Consider the following 16336-nt stretch of genomic DNA (forward strand, 5'->3'; position numbering starts at 1 on the left):
TTTCTTGGACACAGGTCATCCTCGTCGGCTGTTCATCGACACGCTGTAGGTAAATTGGAGCTAGGGTTTGACGGTGATGCCAGCGGCGGTCAGAGCGCTGCGTAAGGATTAAGGCGCAGCGAAAGCGAGTTGCGCAACTCGAAACTGCCAATGCATAACAATCGGTAAGTGCCATGAGAAAAAGACCAGAGCATCACCTTCAACTTCGAGTACGCGAGCTTGGGCAGTTGTTTAACTCGATGGATCCGACACCTTTTCTTAACAAGGATCTCGATCGCGAAGCTGAAGCGTTCATTGAGACTTGGGCGGCGGAATTTTCGTCGGACAGCCGGCTTCGTATCACAATCCACCTTGAGCACCTACCAGCAGAGGGCGATCCAAGTGCGATCATGATCGAGGCAATCCACAATTACTTTGATCATAAGGCAGGCCTCACGCGCAGTGAGCTAAAACACCTCCTTCGAGATGGCCGCATTAGCCTAGTGATCGGCATCGCCTTTGTTACCCTTTGCCTGATTGTCGTGGATGTCATCGGCCAACTTGGCACTGGCGCTGTAGTCGGCATGGCACGCGAAAGCCTAGTGATCGTTGGCTGGGTGGCGATGTGGCAACCGCTGCAGATTTTTCTATATGACTGGTGGCCGCTTTTAAGATTGATTCGCGTCTACAAAGCCATCAGCCATGCGCATGTTCGAGTGGTGCAAGGTAAATGATTTCTGCCGTAAGCCGAAAGACGCCGGTATCGGCGATGTACCTGCTAGTCCATATTCGCTGCTATCAATCGGACATCGATTTCTGTGTCTTACCGTGACGAGCTAGCAGGACATCGCCATCCCAATCCCCATTTGCTGTTCCTGGGGGACGAGGAAGAAGTCGTCCATTGTCAAAAGCGACAGCTAGTGTGCTTCGTGGTGCATTTACACCAGGCTGTGTCGACGTCAACGTGATGAGGGACACGGGGTGATAGATATCAGACGCTCGCGGGGTTGGTCATGAGCTTGCTGAATCGTCTCCCGATCATTGGAGATAAGCTAAATTGGGAGGGCTGGAGCATGTCCGTGGTGGAGGTCGAAGAGCGTCGTGTGACGAGGGTGTTGTTGCGTAAAGAGTGAATATAGAAAACAAGGCCGCATTTGCGGCCTTGTTTGTTTTCAGGGCATTACTCGTGCGAGTGCCCGTGGCCAGCGCTCTCGGATGTTTCTTGCTCGCCGCCGCTGCATGCAGTCATTAGACCCAGGAAGCAGATCAGGAGCACCGAACGGAACAGAGTTGCTGAGGTTTTCATGGGGATGCCTTTCCAAAAAACTGATGAAGTTAAATGATCTGTGGTCAGGGCGTTCTCTGCTTTTTCGGCAGGAGAATAGCCATCCTCGAATTACTGCTTAACGCTCAAGTAATCGCCGGTCGTTTTCAGGGAGATGGTCACGTCGTTGTTGCTGCGATTGCGCCAAAACCAACCATGGGTGCCATCAAAAATGGCAGTAAATTCGCCCTTATCACTTTTGACCTGCTTGCCCTTGTTGTAGCTGTGGAAGTAACCCTTTTCACCGTTGTAGGGCTCGCCATGGGTGTCGTAGTTCACAGGCCCACCAACGGCTGTCCATTCATAGCTGACAGTCTTGTTCTTCAGGACTTCCAGTTTGATTTCTGTCCCTTCACCAGGCTTGAGTGTGACGCTCATTTGATTGGTCTTCAGAGCTTGGGTAGGTGTCGCCACTGGCTGAGCAACAGGTTTCGCAATAGGTTGGACTTGTGCAACCTGCGGAGCTGGAGCTGGAGCTGGAGCTGGAGCTGGAGCTGCTGCTTGCGGCGGCGTGGCATCCGCCAACGCCTCTTGGGCAAGGATGATCTTCAGCTCGCCCATCTGGGTCAGTCCCAGTGCTCGGCCCACACCCGTAGGATCAATGGCGTATTCCGAAGGCATGACAACGGTCACCAGCAGGCCGACCGCAGTCAGCAGTGCAATGACAGTCGAACGCACCAGTTTGCGAGTGCTAGGCAGTTCATTAACAGTTGGAAGCGGAGTATTGAACATGGTCAGAATTCCTTACGCGGAGACAAACAGGCCGGTGATCTGGTAACCCATCAGGAGGAAACCGGCACTCATCATGGCGACGTTGGCGGTATAGGCGTGGCGCCAGAAACTGCCGGTACGACGCCAATAACCCATCAGAATGAGAATCGCGCTGAGGGCCAGCAATTGGCCGATCTCAACGCCAACGTTGAAAGCGATCAGGTTCGGAATCAGGCCATCAGGGGAGATCTCGTACTCCTGGATCTTCGTCGCCAGACCAAAACCGTGGAGCAGGCCGAAGATCAACGTGGCCACTTTGGTGTTGGGTTGGAAACCGAACCAGCGCTGGAACGCGCCGAGGTTATCAAGCGCCTTGTACACCACCGAGAAACCGATGATGGCGTCGATGATGTACGAGCTGATGCTGACCTCGGTCAGTACGCCGAGCAGCAGCGTGACCGAGTGGCCTACAGCGAATAGCGTGACGTAAAGCCCCACGTCTTTCAGGCGGTAGAGGAAGAAGATCACCCCGAACAGAAACAGCAGGTGGTCGTAACCCGTCATCATGTGCTTGGCGCCCATGTAGATGAAGGGCAGCAGCATGACGCCGGAACTTTCCTGGATGAAACCCTTGTCACCTTCCGCGACGGCGTGAGCCATCGCCTCGGGTATCCCGAGGAAAAGTGCGGCGACAAATAAAAACAACAGCAGTAGCGGGCGGTGCGATGGCGCAGTAAATGCGCCAACGCCGCTCATCGAGTGCGAATGCATAGATCAATCCTACGTTGCAGGGATCAAAGGCCGCAGTGCGGCCATGGTCAGGATGCGAACGAAGGACGGGGTGGCCGCTCGATCAAGAAAATCGGCGGACGGGGGACGGAATAGCGTGGCGCATCAACCCGTATAGAGAGCTTCGGTTGCGCAGCCAAACTCAACGCAGAGGTGAGTTGTGGTGTTTCGTGCTGATGGTCAGGGGTCAACGGGGAGTGATAGTGATCCGAGCAGCTCGCACACGACATCTCGGCTTGCTGCTCATGGGAGTGATGTGCGTCTTGCGCAATCTCCCAGGCTGGCTGTTTCGATGTCACTGACAACGTAAAGGCATGCCCGGCCCAGGCCACAAACATGGCGAGAGCAAGTGCGATTACCACCGTCATTGTCAGGGTTCTGCTGAACATAGCGTTCGGATTTCAACTCGTTTTGTAGGGCTTTGATGCGTTTGACCATATCCCCCTAGGGGGGATAGGATGTCAGCGTAATTCATTGAGGCCCGAGGCTCAAGTCATGAGTGAGCACGAACACGAACACAGCCATCCCCACACCCACCAAAGTCATGAGGCGATCATCAAGCGCCTCAAACGGGCGGACGGCCATTTACGCGGCATCATCGCCATGATCGAAGAGGGGCGTCAGTGCGTGGACATCGCTCAGCAGCTGCATGCTGTTGAAAAAGCGGTTTGCCAAGCCAAGCGCACGCTCATTCAGGATCACATCGATCACTGCCTGGAGGACACCGTCTCGGCGTTGAACAACGGCGAGCGCGCACCGCTAGAAGCCTTTAAACAAATCACCAAGTACCTCTAGGTCTGACATGCCCAACTTCGCTGAACTCTTACAACAGGGCGGTTCACACGCCTGGCTGTATTTCCCGAGCGCTATTCTGCTCGGTGCCTTGCATGGCCTGGAACCAGGCCATTCAAAAACCATGATGGCGGCCTTCATCGTGGCCATCCGTGGCTCGGTCAAACAGGCTGTGTTTTTGGGATTGGCCGCGACGCTGTCGCACACTGCAGTGGTCTGGTTGGTCGCCATCGTTGGTATGTACCTGGGCAAAGGCCTGGATGCTCAAACCACTGAGCCTTACTTCCAGATTGCATCCTCCGCCCTGATCATTCTGATTGCGCTTTGGATGCTGTGGCGTACCTGGCGTGGTGAACAGATGTTCAAGTTCGAGCATGGTGATGATCACCACCACGGCGAGCATGACCATGGTCATCATAATGAGACTCATCGAATTGACACCGGTCATGGCCGAATCGAACTGTCGATCTTTGAAGAGGGTATGCCGCCCCACTGGCGCCTGAAGGCATTGACCGGGCATGCATGGCCCGCTTCAGACGTACGTCTGACGACTACCCGTCCAGACGGCAGCACTCAAACGTTTTCATTCGTCGAGCGCGAAGGCTTCCTGGAGTCGACTGTTGATATACCAGAGCCTCATGAGTTTAGCGCTCGCCTGAGCCTGGGGCATGCAGGTCATTCCCATGATTACGACCTGGATTACCAGGAGCATGATCACGGACATGTGCATTCCGAGCTGGAAGGGTTGGAGTTGTCGGTTGATGGCTATCAGGATGCTCATGAGCGTGCGCATGCCAATGATATCCGCAAACGCTTCACCAACCGTGAAGTCACCACGAGCCAAGTCGTCATGTTCGGTTTAACGGGTGGTTTGATCCCTTGCCCTGCCGCCATTACCGTTCTGCTGCTCTGCCTTCAGGTTAAAGAGGTAGCACTGGGAGGCATGCTTGTTCTGTGTTTCAGCATCGGTTTGGCGCTCACCCTGGTCGCGGTTGGTGTTGCTGCGGCCATTGGTGCCAAACAAGCCTCCAACCGTTGGCCTTGGTTGGGTACGGTTGCTCGTCGAGCACCATACCTGTCCAGCGTGTTGATCATCGGTGTCGGCCTCTACGTGGGCATCCATGGCTGGATCGGCCTGAACGCATAAGGCGACATCCGAGTTTTTGAACTCAACGCTTCCTTCGGCTTGTTCCTCGAAGTATTTGGCGTTGCCAAGCGGTTGATGTTGGTCGGGAGATTGTCCTCCCCCCAGCATAGGCAGCACTGCCGAGATGGAAGTAAGGATCGATATGCTTTTGAGTAAACGCGAACAAGTGCAAATTGAGCGTCGTCTGATTACTACCCTCACCAACGCCTGCGAGACGGCCAAATCGGAGATTGTGGGTTTTTCCTGGTTGACCCATGAGGTGGATTACGCGCTGTTCCCATCCAGTCTGATGGTTGTTTGGGTCTTCGACACCCTTTCCAGCAGGAATCAAGCGCTCGCCTGCGGACAAGACAAGCGGATGCTTGAGCTGACCACTAAGGCGTTACTCGCAGCTGGCATCCACATTAGCCAAGTGCTGGCTCATCTGCACTTCGATAGTGAAGAGCAATGTCGGCGAGCAAATGCTGGTAACTGGCAGCAGCGCCTGGCGCGCAAACGCTTTGCGCGGAGTTGAATCATGGCCAAGGATATCGAAAAATCCTGTATTTCCGTTTGCCAACTGAACAGCGAACTATGCCTGAGCTGAGGTCGCACTAGGGACGACATCAAAAAATGGAAGCGCATGAAGCGTCCCGAAAAGATGGCCACCGTGCAGCGTGCGGCTCAGCGTCTGAAAGCCTGCAAAAAAAGAAATCGTAAATCACTGTGGTTATCGGTACTGAGCAAGGCCGCTTGTGCTTGTCATCGGAAACCGAAGGCGAAGACTTGCTGTGGTGGTTTTTAGCCGCTGATAGTGATGACGTGCTGGGAGAGGACGTGAAGATGATTTCGATATTTATTGTTGTCCCTGCAATACCAGCAGAAACGGTGCCAATACGTAACAGGGGCGGGCTTAAGCTGAGACAATTTATGACGGTGCACCATGCGTACTCATCGCATGTGGTTCGGTCAGTAGTAGGTGCCATGTTGAGCCATTTTTCTTATAGTCGATGCTTCGGGCCAGCAGGGCCCGGCTACCGAATCTTCGAGTAGAGCCTCGCTGAAGCGGAGAGCTAGAGATGGCCTTTACCTTCACCCTTAATTACGAACTGGCGTCTGATGAGAGCAACATGGACGCGCTTGTGGAACGCTTGGCAGAAGAAGGCTGCGATGATGCATTGGTCGGAGTAGGGCAGCCTGGTCGTCTAGCACTTGAGTTTGTCCGTGAAGCACCCTCTGCACATGAAGCGATTGAGGGCGCCATAGAAGACGTGCGCCGAGCTGTACCTAACGCACGCTTGATCGAGGCAGCTCTCACTCCATGACTGACTGCGGGCGCCATACATTTCGCGGGTGGATGGATAAGCATGCCGGTTCGCGGGCTTGGCTTGAAGCGTCCTCTGGATATGATGAGGCCGTCTTCGATCTTATCGGTCGACTGGAGAGGGGGGGGGGCGTGTGAGATTCGATAGGCGGTATGTTGGGCTGCGAAGTTAAAGCTACTTTGCCTATCGCTCCTTCGGGCTTAAGCCCGGCTCGGCTCCAAGTTTTCATGCCCTGGACGAGTCACTCCAGAGTTGGCCCGTCAAGATTGACTCCAGAACATGACCTATATCAAAAGGCGCCACTATCGTCACGTTACTATCCGCGCGAGACCCATTCGAAGGCGCGCAACATGACCAATCCCTATCAACTGCTCGGTGGCGCAGCCGGCGTGCGCGCGCTGTGCGAGGCGTTCTACGCAATCATGGACACGCAACCAGAGGCTGCCGATATCCGTCGCATGCACGGCAGCGATCTCGGGGCCATCAAAGAAAAACTGTACGAATATCTGTCCGGCTGGATGGGCGGGCCGCCCTTGTATCAGCAGCGTCACGGAACGGTGTGCATGACCAAACCGCACCAGCCCTATGCCATCGGTTCGCGTGAGCGCGATCAATGGCTACTGTGTATGGATCTTGCCCTGGAGCGCATCGGCGCCAGCGCTGAAGTCAAGGCGATGCTGCAAGGCCCAATGGCGCGCATTGCCGATGCCGTGCGTAATCGCAACAGCAGCGTGATCGAGCTGGAGGTTGCCCATTGCGGAGGGTGATCCAGCGAGTATCCAGGCTGATGGTGAAGGTATGAGTTATCTGTTGTTGAAGTTCATTCATTTGACGGCGGCGGCTTTCTTCATTGGCGGCGTGTTCTTCGAGGTGATGATCCTCAATCCTGCAGCCCGCCAGCTGGATCAGACGCCACGCGAGCAGCTGTCGAAGGCTTTGGGCGTGCGGGCGCGTCGTGTCATGCACTGGGTCGTACTGGCGCTATTCGGCGCAGGCTTGGGATTGGCTTGGCAATATCGAACGGTGCTGCACAATCCTTTGGCCAGCAGCTTTGGCACCTTGCTGGCGCTGAAAATCGGCTTGGCCCTGAGTATTCTCGGACAATTCGGCTATGTGGTTTACCTGATACGAACGGGGCGCATGACGGCACTGCGATCACGGCGGATCCACCTTAGCGTTTTAGTGCACGTACTCGGCATCCTGTTTCTGGCCAAGGCGATGGTCTTGCTGTCCTGGTAATGTGTAGCGATGCTGACTACGACGCATCAGGAGATTGAGTGCGTATTTTGTAGGGGTAGTACAAGCAAACACCTCGGCGCTGACTATCCGCCGTGGCCTCCAGTGAAGGCTGCATGGATCAATGCCGTTTACGAAGTAATGGTGATCCTGGAGGCGATCACCCATGCCCAAGGTTCAATGCCGGCACGGCGCAGATCAGTCTTCGTACTTGTTGCCGCCGCATCCCCAGTTACCAAGATGCCACTGACCCAGTCTGATACCTAGCGAACCATTTCCTTTGCTGAATTTGTTTCGATTTGGAGGTGGGGCAGTCTTGCGTCAACACTTGGGTCAATTCGGCGTCGGCATCGACATCAACAAGCATCGGCGCAGCCGACGGGCTTTTGGATACTTAAACTTATTTAGAATGAGGGATATCGCGCTGGGAGACGCCTGTGGACTATTCGAGCCGTTGAGAGGGTATCGCAATTGGCGCGACTTCCTGACTTCTAAATTTTGGTGGGTGCTCCACCTGCGGGCTCAAACTTACGTCGTCGATCTCTTGGGGACTGGGCGCTATTCGGTCAGCGAGCACTAATGCCATGACCAGAACGATAAAGCCAAGTATCACGGGGAACGAGCCCCGCCAAAATATGATTCGTTGGCGGCGTTGGCGTGTGTTCATTTTGTCACCACCGTTCAGTTGAATAGCTGGCGCATAGCGAGGTTACCTCGCTGACTGACAACCATATCTGCAATGTAGCTGCCGCTCTGTTCGATAGCCAACCCATGAAAAGCTGCCGGTTGACTGACTCTGCAAATGTCAGGGGCCGCTTTCAGCGCCATACTATGGCATTCCCGCCACTCTGTTTCAGGAGGATCGGCTATTGACGCGGCTCATTCATGGGGTTTGTTTTCGCAGCGACGTTATTCCATTGTTGCGCAGTGGCGCGCCTCGGTGACTTCCTGGATATGAGGATGGGTGATTGATTGATGCCACCTCACGTTTGTGACGCCAAATCTCTCTGCAAACTCAACGATGGCTGAGTAGCTACCCTCCCACCTTGATGGTCTTTCTTGTATAACTGCGGGCGAATTAAACAGCGCGTAACACACGGCATCGTGCGGAGTGAGATGATTGGCAGGAAGCTCAAACACCCTATTTTGACCCTGGAAGGCGTAGCAGATCGTAAAGCCCATAGCGCATCCCCACAAAAAGACTACTGGTGATTGGTTCTGAGCATAGCCAGCCAAACAACAACTCAATAGGGAGAAAGCCACCGCTTATCGGGATGGACTCAATCCCAGCTCTTTGAGCTTTGCTGAGGGGGGTTACCGTGCGGTGCTCCGTCGTTCATAACCATGATTCCGCAATACGGCGGTCTAGCTCTTCCCAATCAGCCATGCCCAGTACCCTGGTGGTATTGAGACCGCGCAGGTAGCCCCTGAGCTGATTTGCCGATGCGCGCAGGTCGTCAGAGCGAGCATTGTCATCGTGTAGAGCTTCTTCGTAGAGAAATAGGTACTCGGCCACTCGATCTCGGAACTCCGGTACCACTGCTTCGCGGATAAGGTCAAAGGTTCGCAGCTTCTGATTGGTGTTCACGGTGTCACCCTGGCTGATGTTGTTTTGGTTAGATGATCAAATTTCAATGTACCTCATGCGCCGTCGCCTAAAGCCGCATTTGCCTGATTACTCGCCGAGGTTCCACGCCTTGGGCAAGCTTTCGCTTGGCCTCCTTGGTAAGCTGCTCAAGCGCCTGATCTTCAAAGGCTGCCGCCATGGCGCTGGCCTTTCTGATTATCAGCAGCGCCAGCTCGGACGGAAACACCACCTTGTCGGCAGGCAGGTATGCTCGATTCCTCATATGCCCTTGGCATGGCCAAGCTGTCCGTTGTCCCAGGCTTCAGTGAGTTCGTCTATTCGATCCGCGATCTGAGGCTTTTTTGATAGAACAAGGCATCGCGTGTTGCCGACAAATTCTTCAATCAGATACGCGGCGTCACCGACGTCCAGCTCCAGTTCCTGCAGAGCCTCATCGGGAATCCGGATTGCACCGTCACCATCCCACTCTTCGATGATGAATTTCATAGGTGGCTTTCTTACGTGTGGTGTCCGTTGCTTTGAACCGGCAAGCCGTTCCTCCCTGCAGGTTCTCAGTGGCACGTTTTACAGATCCGGATAATCATCAAGCTTAAGGCTAGGAGCGCCTCCGTCCTCCGGCTCGCGCTTAGGCGCACGTATCACTCCGGCTTCAGCGTCTGCACGCATCTGCTCGAGCTCTTTGTTAAAAGCCTTGTCTTGAACCGTGGGTTTGCTGGTGTAGGGTTTTCGGTCAGGTACAGGCTGGGCTGCATAGGTCGTTACTGCGTCTGGGTCGTGCTGTAGTTTCTCTTGGACTTGCGACTCCAGCATTGCACGGAGCGCTTCTTTGTCGGGACGGTTAAGCAATTTTTTACTCCTAGTTGGCAGTGTCAGGGATTGGCTCATTGGCTGAGTGATGTGGGAGGGGCGTCCAAGCCTTTGCATCAACCGTCTACGGTGAATGACCTTATCAAGTATGAAAATAGCAAAAACAGGACGCATGTCTCAGTTTAATGGTGGGTGCCGGCCTCGGTTTGCCGAGTAGGCCCGCGATAGACTGAAGGTTGTGCCGCCTGGCCGATTGCGTCGCAGTTCAACGACGTGTACAGCATGCTGAAGTGCTTTAGGGTAATGGACGGCTCATGGGACACCCTCCAGCCAGCCTCAAATCAGCTCCAGCTGGTGATTCAAAACCTGTTCGTGCAACTGAAATACTGACGAAACATTCCGGCCATATGATTCGCGTCACCGAACCTGGGAGGGTTGGAGATGAATCGGCCATCAAGAAGTATGCGCAAACTGCTCGACTCCATCGCCACCAACAATGAGGCAGCGGCGCTTGATGTTATGCGTGCTGCAGAGCAGCTCCAAGATGAGGTATTGCGCCAACGTTTGCTAAACCTGATTCATCGGCTCAACCAAGACGCCAATGATTTGCGAATGGCGCGCGACGATATCCAAGGTGGCGCCATAAAGCTTGCGTGATCGATCTCGCAGGAGTTCTGTGTTCGTTCCTTCGGGCCAACGAGGCCCGGCTGAAACCTTGCTTTGAAATGCAGGAGGCAAGGCCAGATTAGGTGGGGCGCATATCAACATAAATCGACGAATCCGGCTCGCTTCGCCTACGATCCACGTCTTCTGTTAATAGTTCTTCACCCCTGTAACCAGATGATCGCTCGCAAGCCAGAACCTACTGCATTCGGTTAAGGGCGTGCGTGTTTCAACGTTCTCCCCTGATGCTTCGCTGATCGAACACATTTACCCAAAATCGTAGTGAAATATCAAAACGACGCTGGTAATGTCCCGGCCACGTTCGCCAAGCCATTAAGGGATGGAGGCGAAAATAGAAGCCCTGGAGCCGCGAACCTCCGGGGCTTTGTTTTTTCTGCCGAGCGATTGAGTCAAACAGGTATGCACTGTTGTAAGGCTCTGTGCATAACAACGTGCACCAGACGGGAGCGACGCGATGAACTTTCGCCTCCATCAATCCATAGCTTATCGATTTGCTGACCTTGGCAATTCGCTTTCTTGGGATGTCTGCTCACGCCTCTGAAATTCGATTGAATCGCAGTCGTCGTGATAACAATCTACAGCTCGGGAGCCTGGACTTCCGCATACGAAGAAGTGTCTTTTCTGCCGGTTGGCACAAAGGCTGCAAGACCTATATCAGGTTTACCTACCATTTATTCCTCTGGAATTCTCCTCGGTCAACGATGATCGATGTGCCGAACAGGCCATGAGTAAGGTTGGTACTTCAGACAGGGATCTCTGGCTTTAACACTGCAAAAGAACAGGCAAAGGCGCCTGGAACCGAATGGTTTCAGGCGTTTTTTTTTGCGTTTTTTATCCGTAATTATCCTCGGAGCTACTCATGAAAACAGCCGCACAATTACTCAAACTGAAGGTCATGCAAAACCAACAGGTACATAGCATCGCGCCAGATCAGATGGTGTATGAAGCGCTGAAGATGATGGCTGAAAAGAACGTGGGTGCTCTACCCGTGATAGAGGATGGGCAGGTGATTGGCGTTATCAGTGAGCGCGACTATGCGCGCAAGGTCGTTCTAAAGGGGCGCTCTTCGGTCGGTACTCCAGTCCGGGCCATCATGAGCGCTCCCGTCGTGACGGCAGACAGTCAGCACAGTATCGAGCGTTGCATGATGGTCATGACCGACAGTCATCTGCGCCATTTACCGGTGGTGGAAGGTGATCAACTGATTGGCCTCCTGTCGATTGGTGATCTCGTGAAAGAAGCCATCGTCGAGCAAGCCGACCTTATCCGACAACTGGAACACTATATTCGCGGGCATTGAGCGACCGAGCGTGCTGCGGATGTAGGGCTCATGGGTACATGAAGTTCTCAGATGTGGTGCCCGTTGGGCAGGTATTAATCATGGAGCATTTGATATGGCCAAGTTAAACACGGCACGACGTATTGCTATTGGATTTGCAATTGCGCCGTTGGTATTAATCGGCCTGGCGCTCTACGCGCTGCACGATCTGGCAACGCTCAAGGAACAGGCAATGGTGATCGTCAAACAGGACTGGCCGAAAATTGACCCGATCCTGGTCATTGCCACAGGTGTCCGGGACAACGCCAGGAACACGAGGGATTTGCTGATCGACAAGGAGAATCAGCAAGCTCAACAGGCGATTGATTCCACTAAAAAACGCATCAGCCAAGCACTAGAAACGCTTGAGTCATTGTTAGATTCACCGGATGGCAAGGCCGCCTATGCAGCCCTGAAACAGAATCGCGGGGCTTACGTCTCTGCGTTCACCCAGGTGCAGGTGTTGATCAGGCAAGGCAATTTTGATGGCGCGATGACGCAGTTGAAACAGCACGTCGTCCCCGCCGAACAGCAGGTTTATAAAAGCCTGGATTCCTTGATGGCGCTGCAAGGGCAGGTCTTTGCCGATCGTGAAAGATCGGCACAGGCCCTGTACAACGATGCGCGTCTGAACATGCTGGGGTTGCTTGTGTTCTGCCTGGCCTCGGTCATCGCCGCTGCGGTCATCGTGACGCGTAGTGTCACCCGACCTTTGGGTGGCGAGCCCGTTGATGCTGCGCGAGTCTTGAGTCAAATCGCGCAGGGTGATCTGACGATTCAAGTGCCAGTGAATGCTAGTGCTGGCGATAGCGTGATGATGAACATGCACCAGATGCAGCAAAGCTTGAATGCGATGGTGAAACACATCGCGGCGTCGGTCGAACGGGTGGCCAGTTCGTCCGAGGAGCTGAGCGCGGTCAGTAGCCAGACCAGCAGCAGCTTGCAGATGCAGGGTCTGGAGATCGAGCAGGCTGCGGCAGCGGTCAATCAGATGACGGCGGCCGTCGACGAGGTCGCACGCAATGCAGTCAGCACAAGCGAGGCGTCCCGGGTGTCCGAGCAAACCGCGCAACGCGGCCGTGAGCAAGTTCAAGAGACAGTGTCCTCGATAGGCGCGCTGGCGGACGGCATGACCGATACCTCAGAGCGTATCCAACAATTGGCCAAGGGTGTGCAAGACATTAGCTCGGTGCTTGATGTGATTCGCAGCATCGCAGACCAAACCAATTTGTTGGCCCTCAACGCGGCTATTGAAGCAGCTCGTGCCGGATATGCTGGTCGTGGATTTGCGGTGGTCGCCGATGAGGTGCGAGCACTGGCCCATCGCACTCAGCTGTCGACTCAGGAGATCGAAAAGATGATAGGTAATATTCGGCTCGATACCACGCAGGCTGTTAACGCCATGCAAAGCAGCAGTCACCTGGTGCAGTCGACCCTGGAAGTCGCACAACGCTCGGGCGTTGCACTGGAGGAAATCGCCTGTTCAATCTCGCAGATCAATGAGCGCAACCTGTTGATCGCCAGTGCCACGGAGGAGCAGGCCTTGGTGGCGCGTGAGGTAGATCGCAACCTCGTGGGGATTCGTAATGTGTCCGCCCAGGTCTTGGTGGGTGGCCAGCAAACCCAGGCAGCAAGTTTGGATCTGGCGCAGATGGCAGGAGCACTGCATGAGACTGTGGCGCGATTTAGAGTCTGAGCTTCGCATCTTCTGGCCCTTTCCAGCAAAAAACTGGTGGGGCATCCATCAGGCGTTCCGAGAGCGCAGAGGGGTAGAGGTAGTCGTATTTTTTTGGATCAGGTAAGTCGAAACCAACCAATATCAGCACGTTGAATCGGTACTCGCTTGCCTTCCGTGCAATGTCACGGAATCAGCGCCACGAGCTAGAAAAGGGTGTCATCAACGTCAATGTCAGTTAGCAAGCTCAGCGGTGCCCGGAGACCATCCGAAAAAATATTTTCTCGACCCCCCTTGAATTCCAAAAATGGAATCGGAGTTCTTATATTTGAAAACAAAAGAAAGCAGAGATTTTGGAACGCTCACCCGATCTTAGCAGCGACAGATTTAATTCACTCGACTCGATGAGTTTCTGCTGCTTCTGCCTTAGCACTTTTTTTGGTACGAGAAAGTGAAGGCAGCAGCGAACAGCTACCTGGGCTCGTCGATAGGGAAGGGCAGATCGCTTGTTCGCGACGTGAGTCGCGGCTAGCTTTTTGAGCCACCAAAAATCTTTGGAGAACGCATGCAGGGTTTCCTGCATTCATTGAAACTAAGAAGACTTCGCGACCTGGCTTATCGACGATGGTAAATTTAGTCTTGTTCGAAGTGACGTTACGGCTGCATCGGAACAGCTGCCACTTGCAGCGAAACGAGTTCCAACGTAGGGCATTTTTTAGAGCTCTCACCCCCATATCCATTGGTTTGTAACGTACTTTTCTCACTGTAACGTTGGGTGTGTTACATCGCACAAAATTGCGTTACACCTAGCCTCCGTGCGCTTCAACTGCGTGATACAGAGCACGTCGATTTCCTAGCCCGGTCATGTCATGAGCGATCATTGCTAGGCTCCGGCGCTCGACTTGATCCGCACAGAAGAGCAGCTACACGCGCGACCAGGGTTGAATGGCTTGAAGCTGATGCATCTTTGCTTCAATGCTCATGTATGTATGTCCTAGCTTTGACCTGTCCAAGCAAATTGCTGACGCGGAGTGTTAGAAAATGGCGTTTACTTTCACCCTTAAATTTCAACTGGCATCTGACGATCGCGATATGGGTGCCCTTGTGGAGCGCTTGGCTGAAGCAGGCTGCGATGATGCGTTAGTCGGAGTCGGACAACCTGGTCGTCTGGCGTTGGAGTTTGTCCGTGAAGCACCCTCTGCTCACGACGCAATTGAGGGCGCCATAGAAGACGTACGTCGAGCCATACCTAACGCAAGCTTGATCGAGTCGGTTCTCGCTCCATAACTGTCTGCATGCACGAAAAGATCTCGTGGATGCGGGCGTCCCGCCTCCCATTACCTGGTGGTGCTTGGGGGCGAAGAGAGGAGAGGTGGTGTTCGAATGTATTGTTCGAATCGTCGCTCGCGGTGGCCACAAATAGAAAACCCCTGAAGCCATAAGGAGTCAGGGGTTTAGAAGTAGTGGTGCCCAGAGACGGAATCGAACCGCCGACACGGGGATTTTCAATCCCCTGCTCTACCGACTGAGCTATCTGGGCCGCGGCGGAATTAAACGTTTTTTACGACCGAGGCGTCAAGCGCGAAATCATAAAAAACTAATGAATATAAATACTTACGATTGTCCGCAGTATGGAAACCTCAAAAGCTGTGATCTGGAGGTGGTTATCTGACTCAGATCATGAGCACGTATGAATTCACCCGTGCAAGGACTGGGTTCGATGTGTTCCTTGGAGATACCAGGTAGGAGAGTTGGGGCAGAAGCAGTCCTTGAACTGATAGGTCGACTGAGTGGCTGCCGCCGCCATTCGGTCGCCAGTAAATCGGTGAGCTCCTAGTAGTCGCGGAAGGTTGCACCGGTCATGCTAAACACTATGGCAGGGCAGCAGGATAGGGGAGTCCAGCCCGAACATCCTCTCCGGCAAGCTCAGTTCGGAAATAAATGCCTGAGCCAGTTACGCAGTCGGATTTGGATGATGGTTTTGAGCTCTTGACCCCGTGTTTGTTGGCTTGTAACGCAATTTTCTATGTGTAACGTTGCGACTGTTACGAAGCACAAAATTACGTTACACCGAAGCTTCCGGGCTTGCTGGCGAGACAGCGAAGCTTGGCTGAAACGGTGTCACCGAGAACACTCGCTTGTGCAGAACGTGTCGCTAAATCTCTCTTGATCAGAAGAGTCAATCTGGCATTCAACTGTCCAGCTTCCGTCGCTAAACACAAGCTGATAACTCGAGCAATTTCTGAACGGCTCCCTCACATCGTGAGCTCGAAATTCACGCATGAGTTCGTATGAACGAGCGTGGCTACCATGTTTGATCAGCCAAGCGGCAGCTCTGATGAATTGCCCATGGCTAAAGACCAGGATGTAATGAGCATCGTGATCCGCAAGCTTGGCCAGCATTGCATCTACGCGCCCGATCAGATGATCGAACGACTCAGCGCCAGGCCCATCAATCATTGCCGCATCTCCGTTTACCCAATAGCTTTCCGCATGTGGTTTTCGCTCGGCCTGATTCGTGCTGACGAAGCGGTTTGGGCTCAAATACGTAAATTCTTCGACCGGCCACACTTCGTATGACACGTCAACCAATTCCAACGGGCTTTCTACTGTCACCATCGACAATGAGCAAAACAATTCAGACGTCTTTGTAAAGCTCGTATCTCTAACCGGAAACTACGCCAAGCCAGCTCGCTTTGTGTTCATTCCCGCACACGGGCGTTTCACGATCAAAGCAGTCACGCCTGGTAGCTATGATGTGCGCTATAGAGATCTCGTCGCCGGCTACCTGTCGCGGTCTGAGCAATTCACGCTTGAGGAGAAAAAGACGACCAAGGGCACGCAGTACAGCGACCTCACGCTCACCCTGTACAAAGTTCAGAACGGCAACATGACGACCTATAATCTTTCCGAGGACGAATTCTAATCTGTTGACGGCCTGTAGTTTTAATCCGCTGACTAAGTCAGCGGAACGGGGCGATT

At 53.8% G+C, this 16336-nt stretch carries 17 protein-coding genes, 1 tRNA gene and 4 pseudogenes; 15 read left to right on the forward strand and 7 right to left on the reverse strand.

From position 1 onward, the window contains the following. Positions 1-173 precede the first annotated feature (173 nt). Positions 174-713: a hypothetical protein gene (locus tag GQ39_RS08230; RefSeq protein ID WP_047528752.1), complete on the forward strand. Its 540-nt coding sequence runs from the start codon at positions 174-176 to the stop codon at positions 711-713. 255 nt (positions 714-968) lie between these two features. Beyond that, positions 969-1112 (forward strand): annotated as a pseudogene (locus tag GQ39_RS31340) (transporter associated domain-containing protein); the annotation flags it as partial. Between the two features lie 263 nt (positions 1113-1375). Here the strand turns inward: GQ39_RS31340 and GQ39_RS08240 are convergent. After that, on the reverse strand, positions 1376-2035 hold the full coding sequence (locus tag GQ39_RS08240; RefSeq protein WP_047528756.1) for a hypothetical protein: 660 nt from the start codon (positions 2033-2035) through the stop codon (positions 1376-1378). Between the two features lie 12 nt (positions 2036-2047). Next, positions 2048-2785 carry a HupE/UreJ family protein gene (locus GQ39_RS08245; protein ID WP_047528759.1) on the reverse strand — a complete coding sequence of 246 codons (738 nt, stop codon included), beginning with the start codon at positions 2783-2785 and terminating at the stop codon, positions 2048-2050. A gap of 513 nt (positions 2786-3298) precedes the next feature. Between GQ39_RS08245 and GQ39_RS08250 the strand changes: the two genes are divergently transcribed. The 7 genes and pseudogenes from GQ39_RS08250 (at position 3299) to GQ39_RS08275 (ending at position 7285) form a co-directional block, all read left to right on the forward strand. Beyond that, positions 3299-3598: a metal-sensing transcriptional repressor gene (locus tag GQ39_RS08250; protein WP_047528761.1), complete on the forward strand. Its 300-nt coding sequence runs from the start codon at positions 3299-3301 to the stop codon at positions 3596-3598. Between the two features lie 7 nt (positions 3599-3605). Next, on the forward strand, positions 3606-4742 hold the full coding sequence (locus GQ39_RS08255) for a nickel/cobalt efflux protein RcnA (protein WP_047528763.1): 1137 nt from the start codon (positions 3606-3608) through the stop codon (positions 4740-4742). A 142-nt stretch (positions 4743-4884) separates the two neighbouring features. Then, positions 4885-5256 (forward strand): hypothetical protein, encoded by a 372-nt coding sequence (locus GQ39_RS08260; RefSeq protein WP_047528765.1) that lies wholly within the window; start codon positions 4885-4887, stop codon positions 5254-5256. Between the two features lie 3 nt (positions 5257-5259). Then, positions 5260-5442 (forward strand): annotated as a pseudogene (locus GQ39_RS31350) (DUF1289 domain-containing protein); the annotation flags it as partial. Between the two features lie 358 nt (positions 5443-5800). After that, positions 5801-6046 carry a hypothetical protein gene (locus tag GQ39_RS08265; protein ID WP_047528767.1) on the forward strand — a complete coding sequence of 82 codons (246 nt, stop codon included), beginning with the start codon at positions 5801-5803 and terminating at the stop codon, positions 6044-6046. A gap of 350 nt (positions 6047-6396) precedes the next feature. Continuing rightward, positions 6397-6813 carry a group II truncated hemoglobin gene (locus GQ39_RS08270; RefSeq protein ID WP_047528769.1) on the forward strand — a complete coding sequence of 139 codons (417 nt, stop codon included), beginning with the start codon at positions 6397-6399 and terminating at the stop codon, positions 6811-6813. Between the two features lie 31 nt (positions 6814-6844). Further along, positions 6845-7285, forward strand: coding sequence for a CopD family copper resistance protein (locus GQ39_RS08275; RefSeq protein WP_047528771.1), 441 nt, complete (start codon positions 6845-6847; stop codon positions 7283-7285). Between the two features lie 1333 nt (positions 7286-8618). On the opposite strand, the gene GQ39_RS08280 is transcribed toward GQ39_RS08275, so the two are convergent. From GQ39_RS08280 to GQ39_RS08295, 3 genes are all read right to left on the reverse strand, one after another. After that, positions 8619-8852, reverse strand: a complete 234-nt coding sequence (locus GQ39_RS08280) for a hypothetical protein (RefSeq protein WP_177329351.1) — start codon at positions 8850-8852, stop codon at positions 8619-8621. A 276-nt stretch (positions 8853-9128) separates the two neighbouring features. Continuing rightward, positions 9129-9356, reverse strand: a complete 228-nt coding sequence (locus GQ39_RS08290) for a hypothetical protein (protein WP_047528780.1) — start codon at positions 9354-9356, stop codon at positions 9129-9131. A gap of 78 nt (positions 9357-9434) precedes the next feature. After that, positions 9435-9716, reverse strand: coding sequence for a hypothetical protein (locus GQ39_RS08295; RefSeq protein ID WP_052193504.1), 282 nt, complete (start codon positions 9714-9716; stop codon positions 9435-9437). A gap of 402 nt (positions 9717-10118) precedes the next feature. Between GQ39_RS08295 and GQ39_RS08300 the strand changes: the two genes are divergently transcribed. The 5 genes and pseudogenes from GQ39_RS08300 to GQ39_RS33235 form a co-directional block, all read left to right on the forward strand. Next, positions 10119-10334: a hypothetical protein gene (locus tag GQ39_RS08300; protein ID WP_047528782.1), complete on the forward strand. Its 216-nt coding sequence runs from the start codon at positions 10119-10121 to the stop codon at positions 10332-10334. An 886-nt stretch (positions 10335-11220) separates the two neighbouring features. Further along, positions 11221-11661, forward strand: coding sequence for a CBS domain-containing protein (locus GQ39_RS08305; RefSeq protein WP_047528784.1), 441 nt, complete (start codon positions 11221-11223; stop codon positions 11659-11661). Positions 11662-11755: 94 nt separating this feature from the next. Next, positions 11756-12280 (forward strand): annotated as a pseudogene (locus GQ39_RS33740) (MCP four helix bundle domain-containing protein); the annotation flags it as partial. A 390-nt stretch (positions 12281-12670) separates the two neighbouring features. After that, positions 12671-13375 (forward strand): methyl-accepting chemotaxis protein, encoded by a 705-nt coding sequence (locus GQ39_RS33745; protein WP_442961745.1) that lies wholly within the window; start codon positions 12671-12673, stop codon positions 13373-13375. 1020 nt (positions 13376-14395) lie between these two features. Next, a pseudogene (locus GQ39_RS33235) lies at positions 14396-14623 on the forward strand (hypothetical protein); the annotation flags it as partial. Positions 14624-14818: 195 nt separating this feature from the next. Here the strand turns inward: GQ39_RS33235 and GQ39_RS08320 are convergent. Together GQ39_RS08320 and GQ39_RS31355 are read right to left on the reverse strand one after the other, a co-directional pair. Next, positions 14819-14894, reverse strand: a tRNA-Phe gene (locus GQ39_RS08320). Positions 14895-15475: 581 nt separating this feature from the next. Continuing rightward, entirely contained in the window at positions 15476-15973 is a 498-nt protein-coding gene (locus tag GQ39_RS31355) for a histidine phosphatase family protein (RefSeq protein WP_081998010.1), read from the reverse strand. A 79-nt stretch (positions 15974-16052) separates the two neighbouring features. Here GQ39_RS31355 and GQ39_RS08330 point away from each other — a divergent pair, with 79 nt between their 5' ends. Then, on the forward strand, positions 16053-16280 hold the full coding sequence (locus GQ39_RS08330; protein WP_052193509.1) for a hypothetical protein: 228 nt from the start codon (positions 16053-16055) through the stop codon (positions 16278-16280). The last annotated feature ends 56 nt before the right edge of the window (positions 16281-16336 follow it).

The organism is Pseudomonas sp. 11/12A, from assembly GCF_000800055.1.
Classification (GTDB): domain Bacteria; phylum Pseudomonadota; class Gammaproteobacteria; order Pseudomonadales; family Pseudomonadaceae; genus Aquipseudomonas; species Aquipseudomonas mohnii.

What these genes read in the sequence shown, in the direction of transcription:
- GQ39_RS08230 (WP_047528752.1), top strand. Translation starts at nt 174, where the DNA reads ATGAGAAAAAGACCAGAGCATCACCTTCAACTTCGAGTACGCGAGCTT.
- GQ39_RS08240 (WP_047528756.1), bottom strand. Translation starts at nt 2,035, where the DNA reads ATGTTCAATACTCCGCTTCCAACTGTTAATGAACTGCCTAGCACTCGC.
- GQ39_RS08245 (WP_047528759.1), bottom strand. Translation starts at nt 2,785, where the DNA reads ATGCATTCGCACTCGATGAGCGGCGTTGGCGCATTTACTGCGCCATCG.
- GQ39_RS08250 (WP_047528761.1), top strand. Translation starts at nt 3,299, where the DNA reads ATGAGTGAGCACGAACACGAACACAGCCATCCCCACACCCACCAAAGT.
- GQ39_RS08255 (WP_047528763.1), top strand. Translation starts at nt 3,606, where the DNA reads ATGCCCAACTTCGCTGAACTCTTACAACAGGGCGGTTCACACGCCTGG.
- GQ39_RS08260 (WP_047528765.1), top strand. Translation starts at nt 4,885, where the DNA reads ATGCTTTTGAGTAAACGCGAACAAGTGCAAATTGAGCGTCGTCTGATT.
- GQ39_RS08265 (WP_047528767.1), top strand. Translation starts at nt 5,801, where the DNA reads ATGGCCTTTACCTTCACCCTTAATTACGAACTGGCGTCTGATGAGAGC.
- GQ39_RS08270 (WP_047528769.1), top strand. Translation starts at nt 6,397, where the DNA reads ATGACCAATCCCTATCAACTGCTCGGTGGCGCAGCCGGCGTGCGCGCG.
- GQ39_RS08275 (WP_047528771.1), top strand. Translation starts at nt 6,845, where the DNA reads ATGAGTTATCTGTTGTTGAAGTTCATTCATTTGACGGCGGCGGCTTTC.
- GQ39_RS08290 (WP_047528780.1), bottom strand. Translation starts at nt 9,356, where the DNA reads ATGAAATTCATCATCGAAGAGTGGGATGGTGACGGTGCAATCCGGATT.
- GQ39_RS08300 (WP_047528782.1), top strand. Translation starts at nt 10,119, where the DNA reads ATGAATCGGCCATCAAGAAGTATGCGCAAACTGCTCGACTCCATCGCC.
- GQ39_RS08305 (WP_047528784.1), top strand. Translation starts at nt 11,221, where the DNA reads ATGAAAACAGCCGCACAATTACTCAAACTGAAGGTCATGCAAAACCAA.
- GQ39_RS33745 (WP_442961745.1), top strand. Translation starts at nt 12,671, where the DNA reads ATGACGGCGGCCGTCGACGAGGTCGCACGCAATGCAGTCAGCACAAGC.
- GQ39_RS31355 (WP_081998010.1), bottom strand. Translation starts at nt 15,973, where the DNA reads ATGGTGACAGTAGAAAGCCCGTTGGAATTGGTTGACGTGTCATACGAA.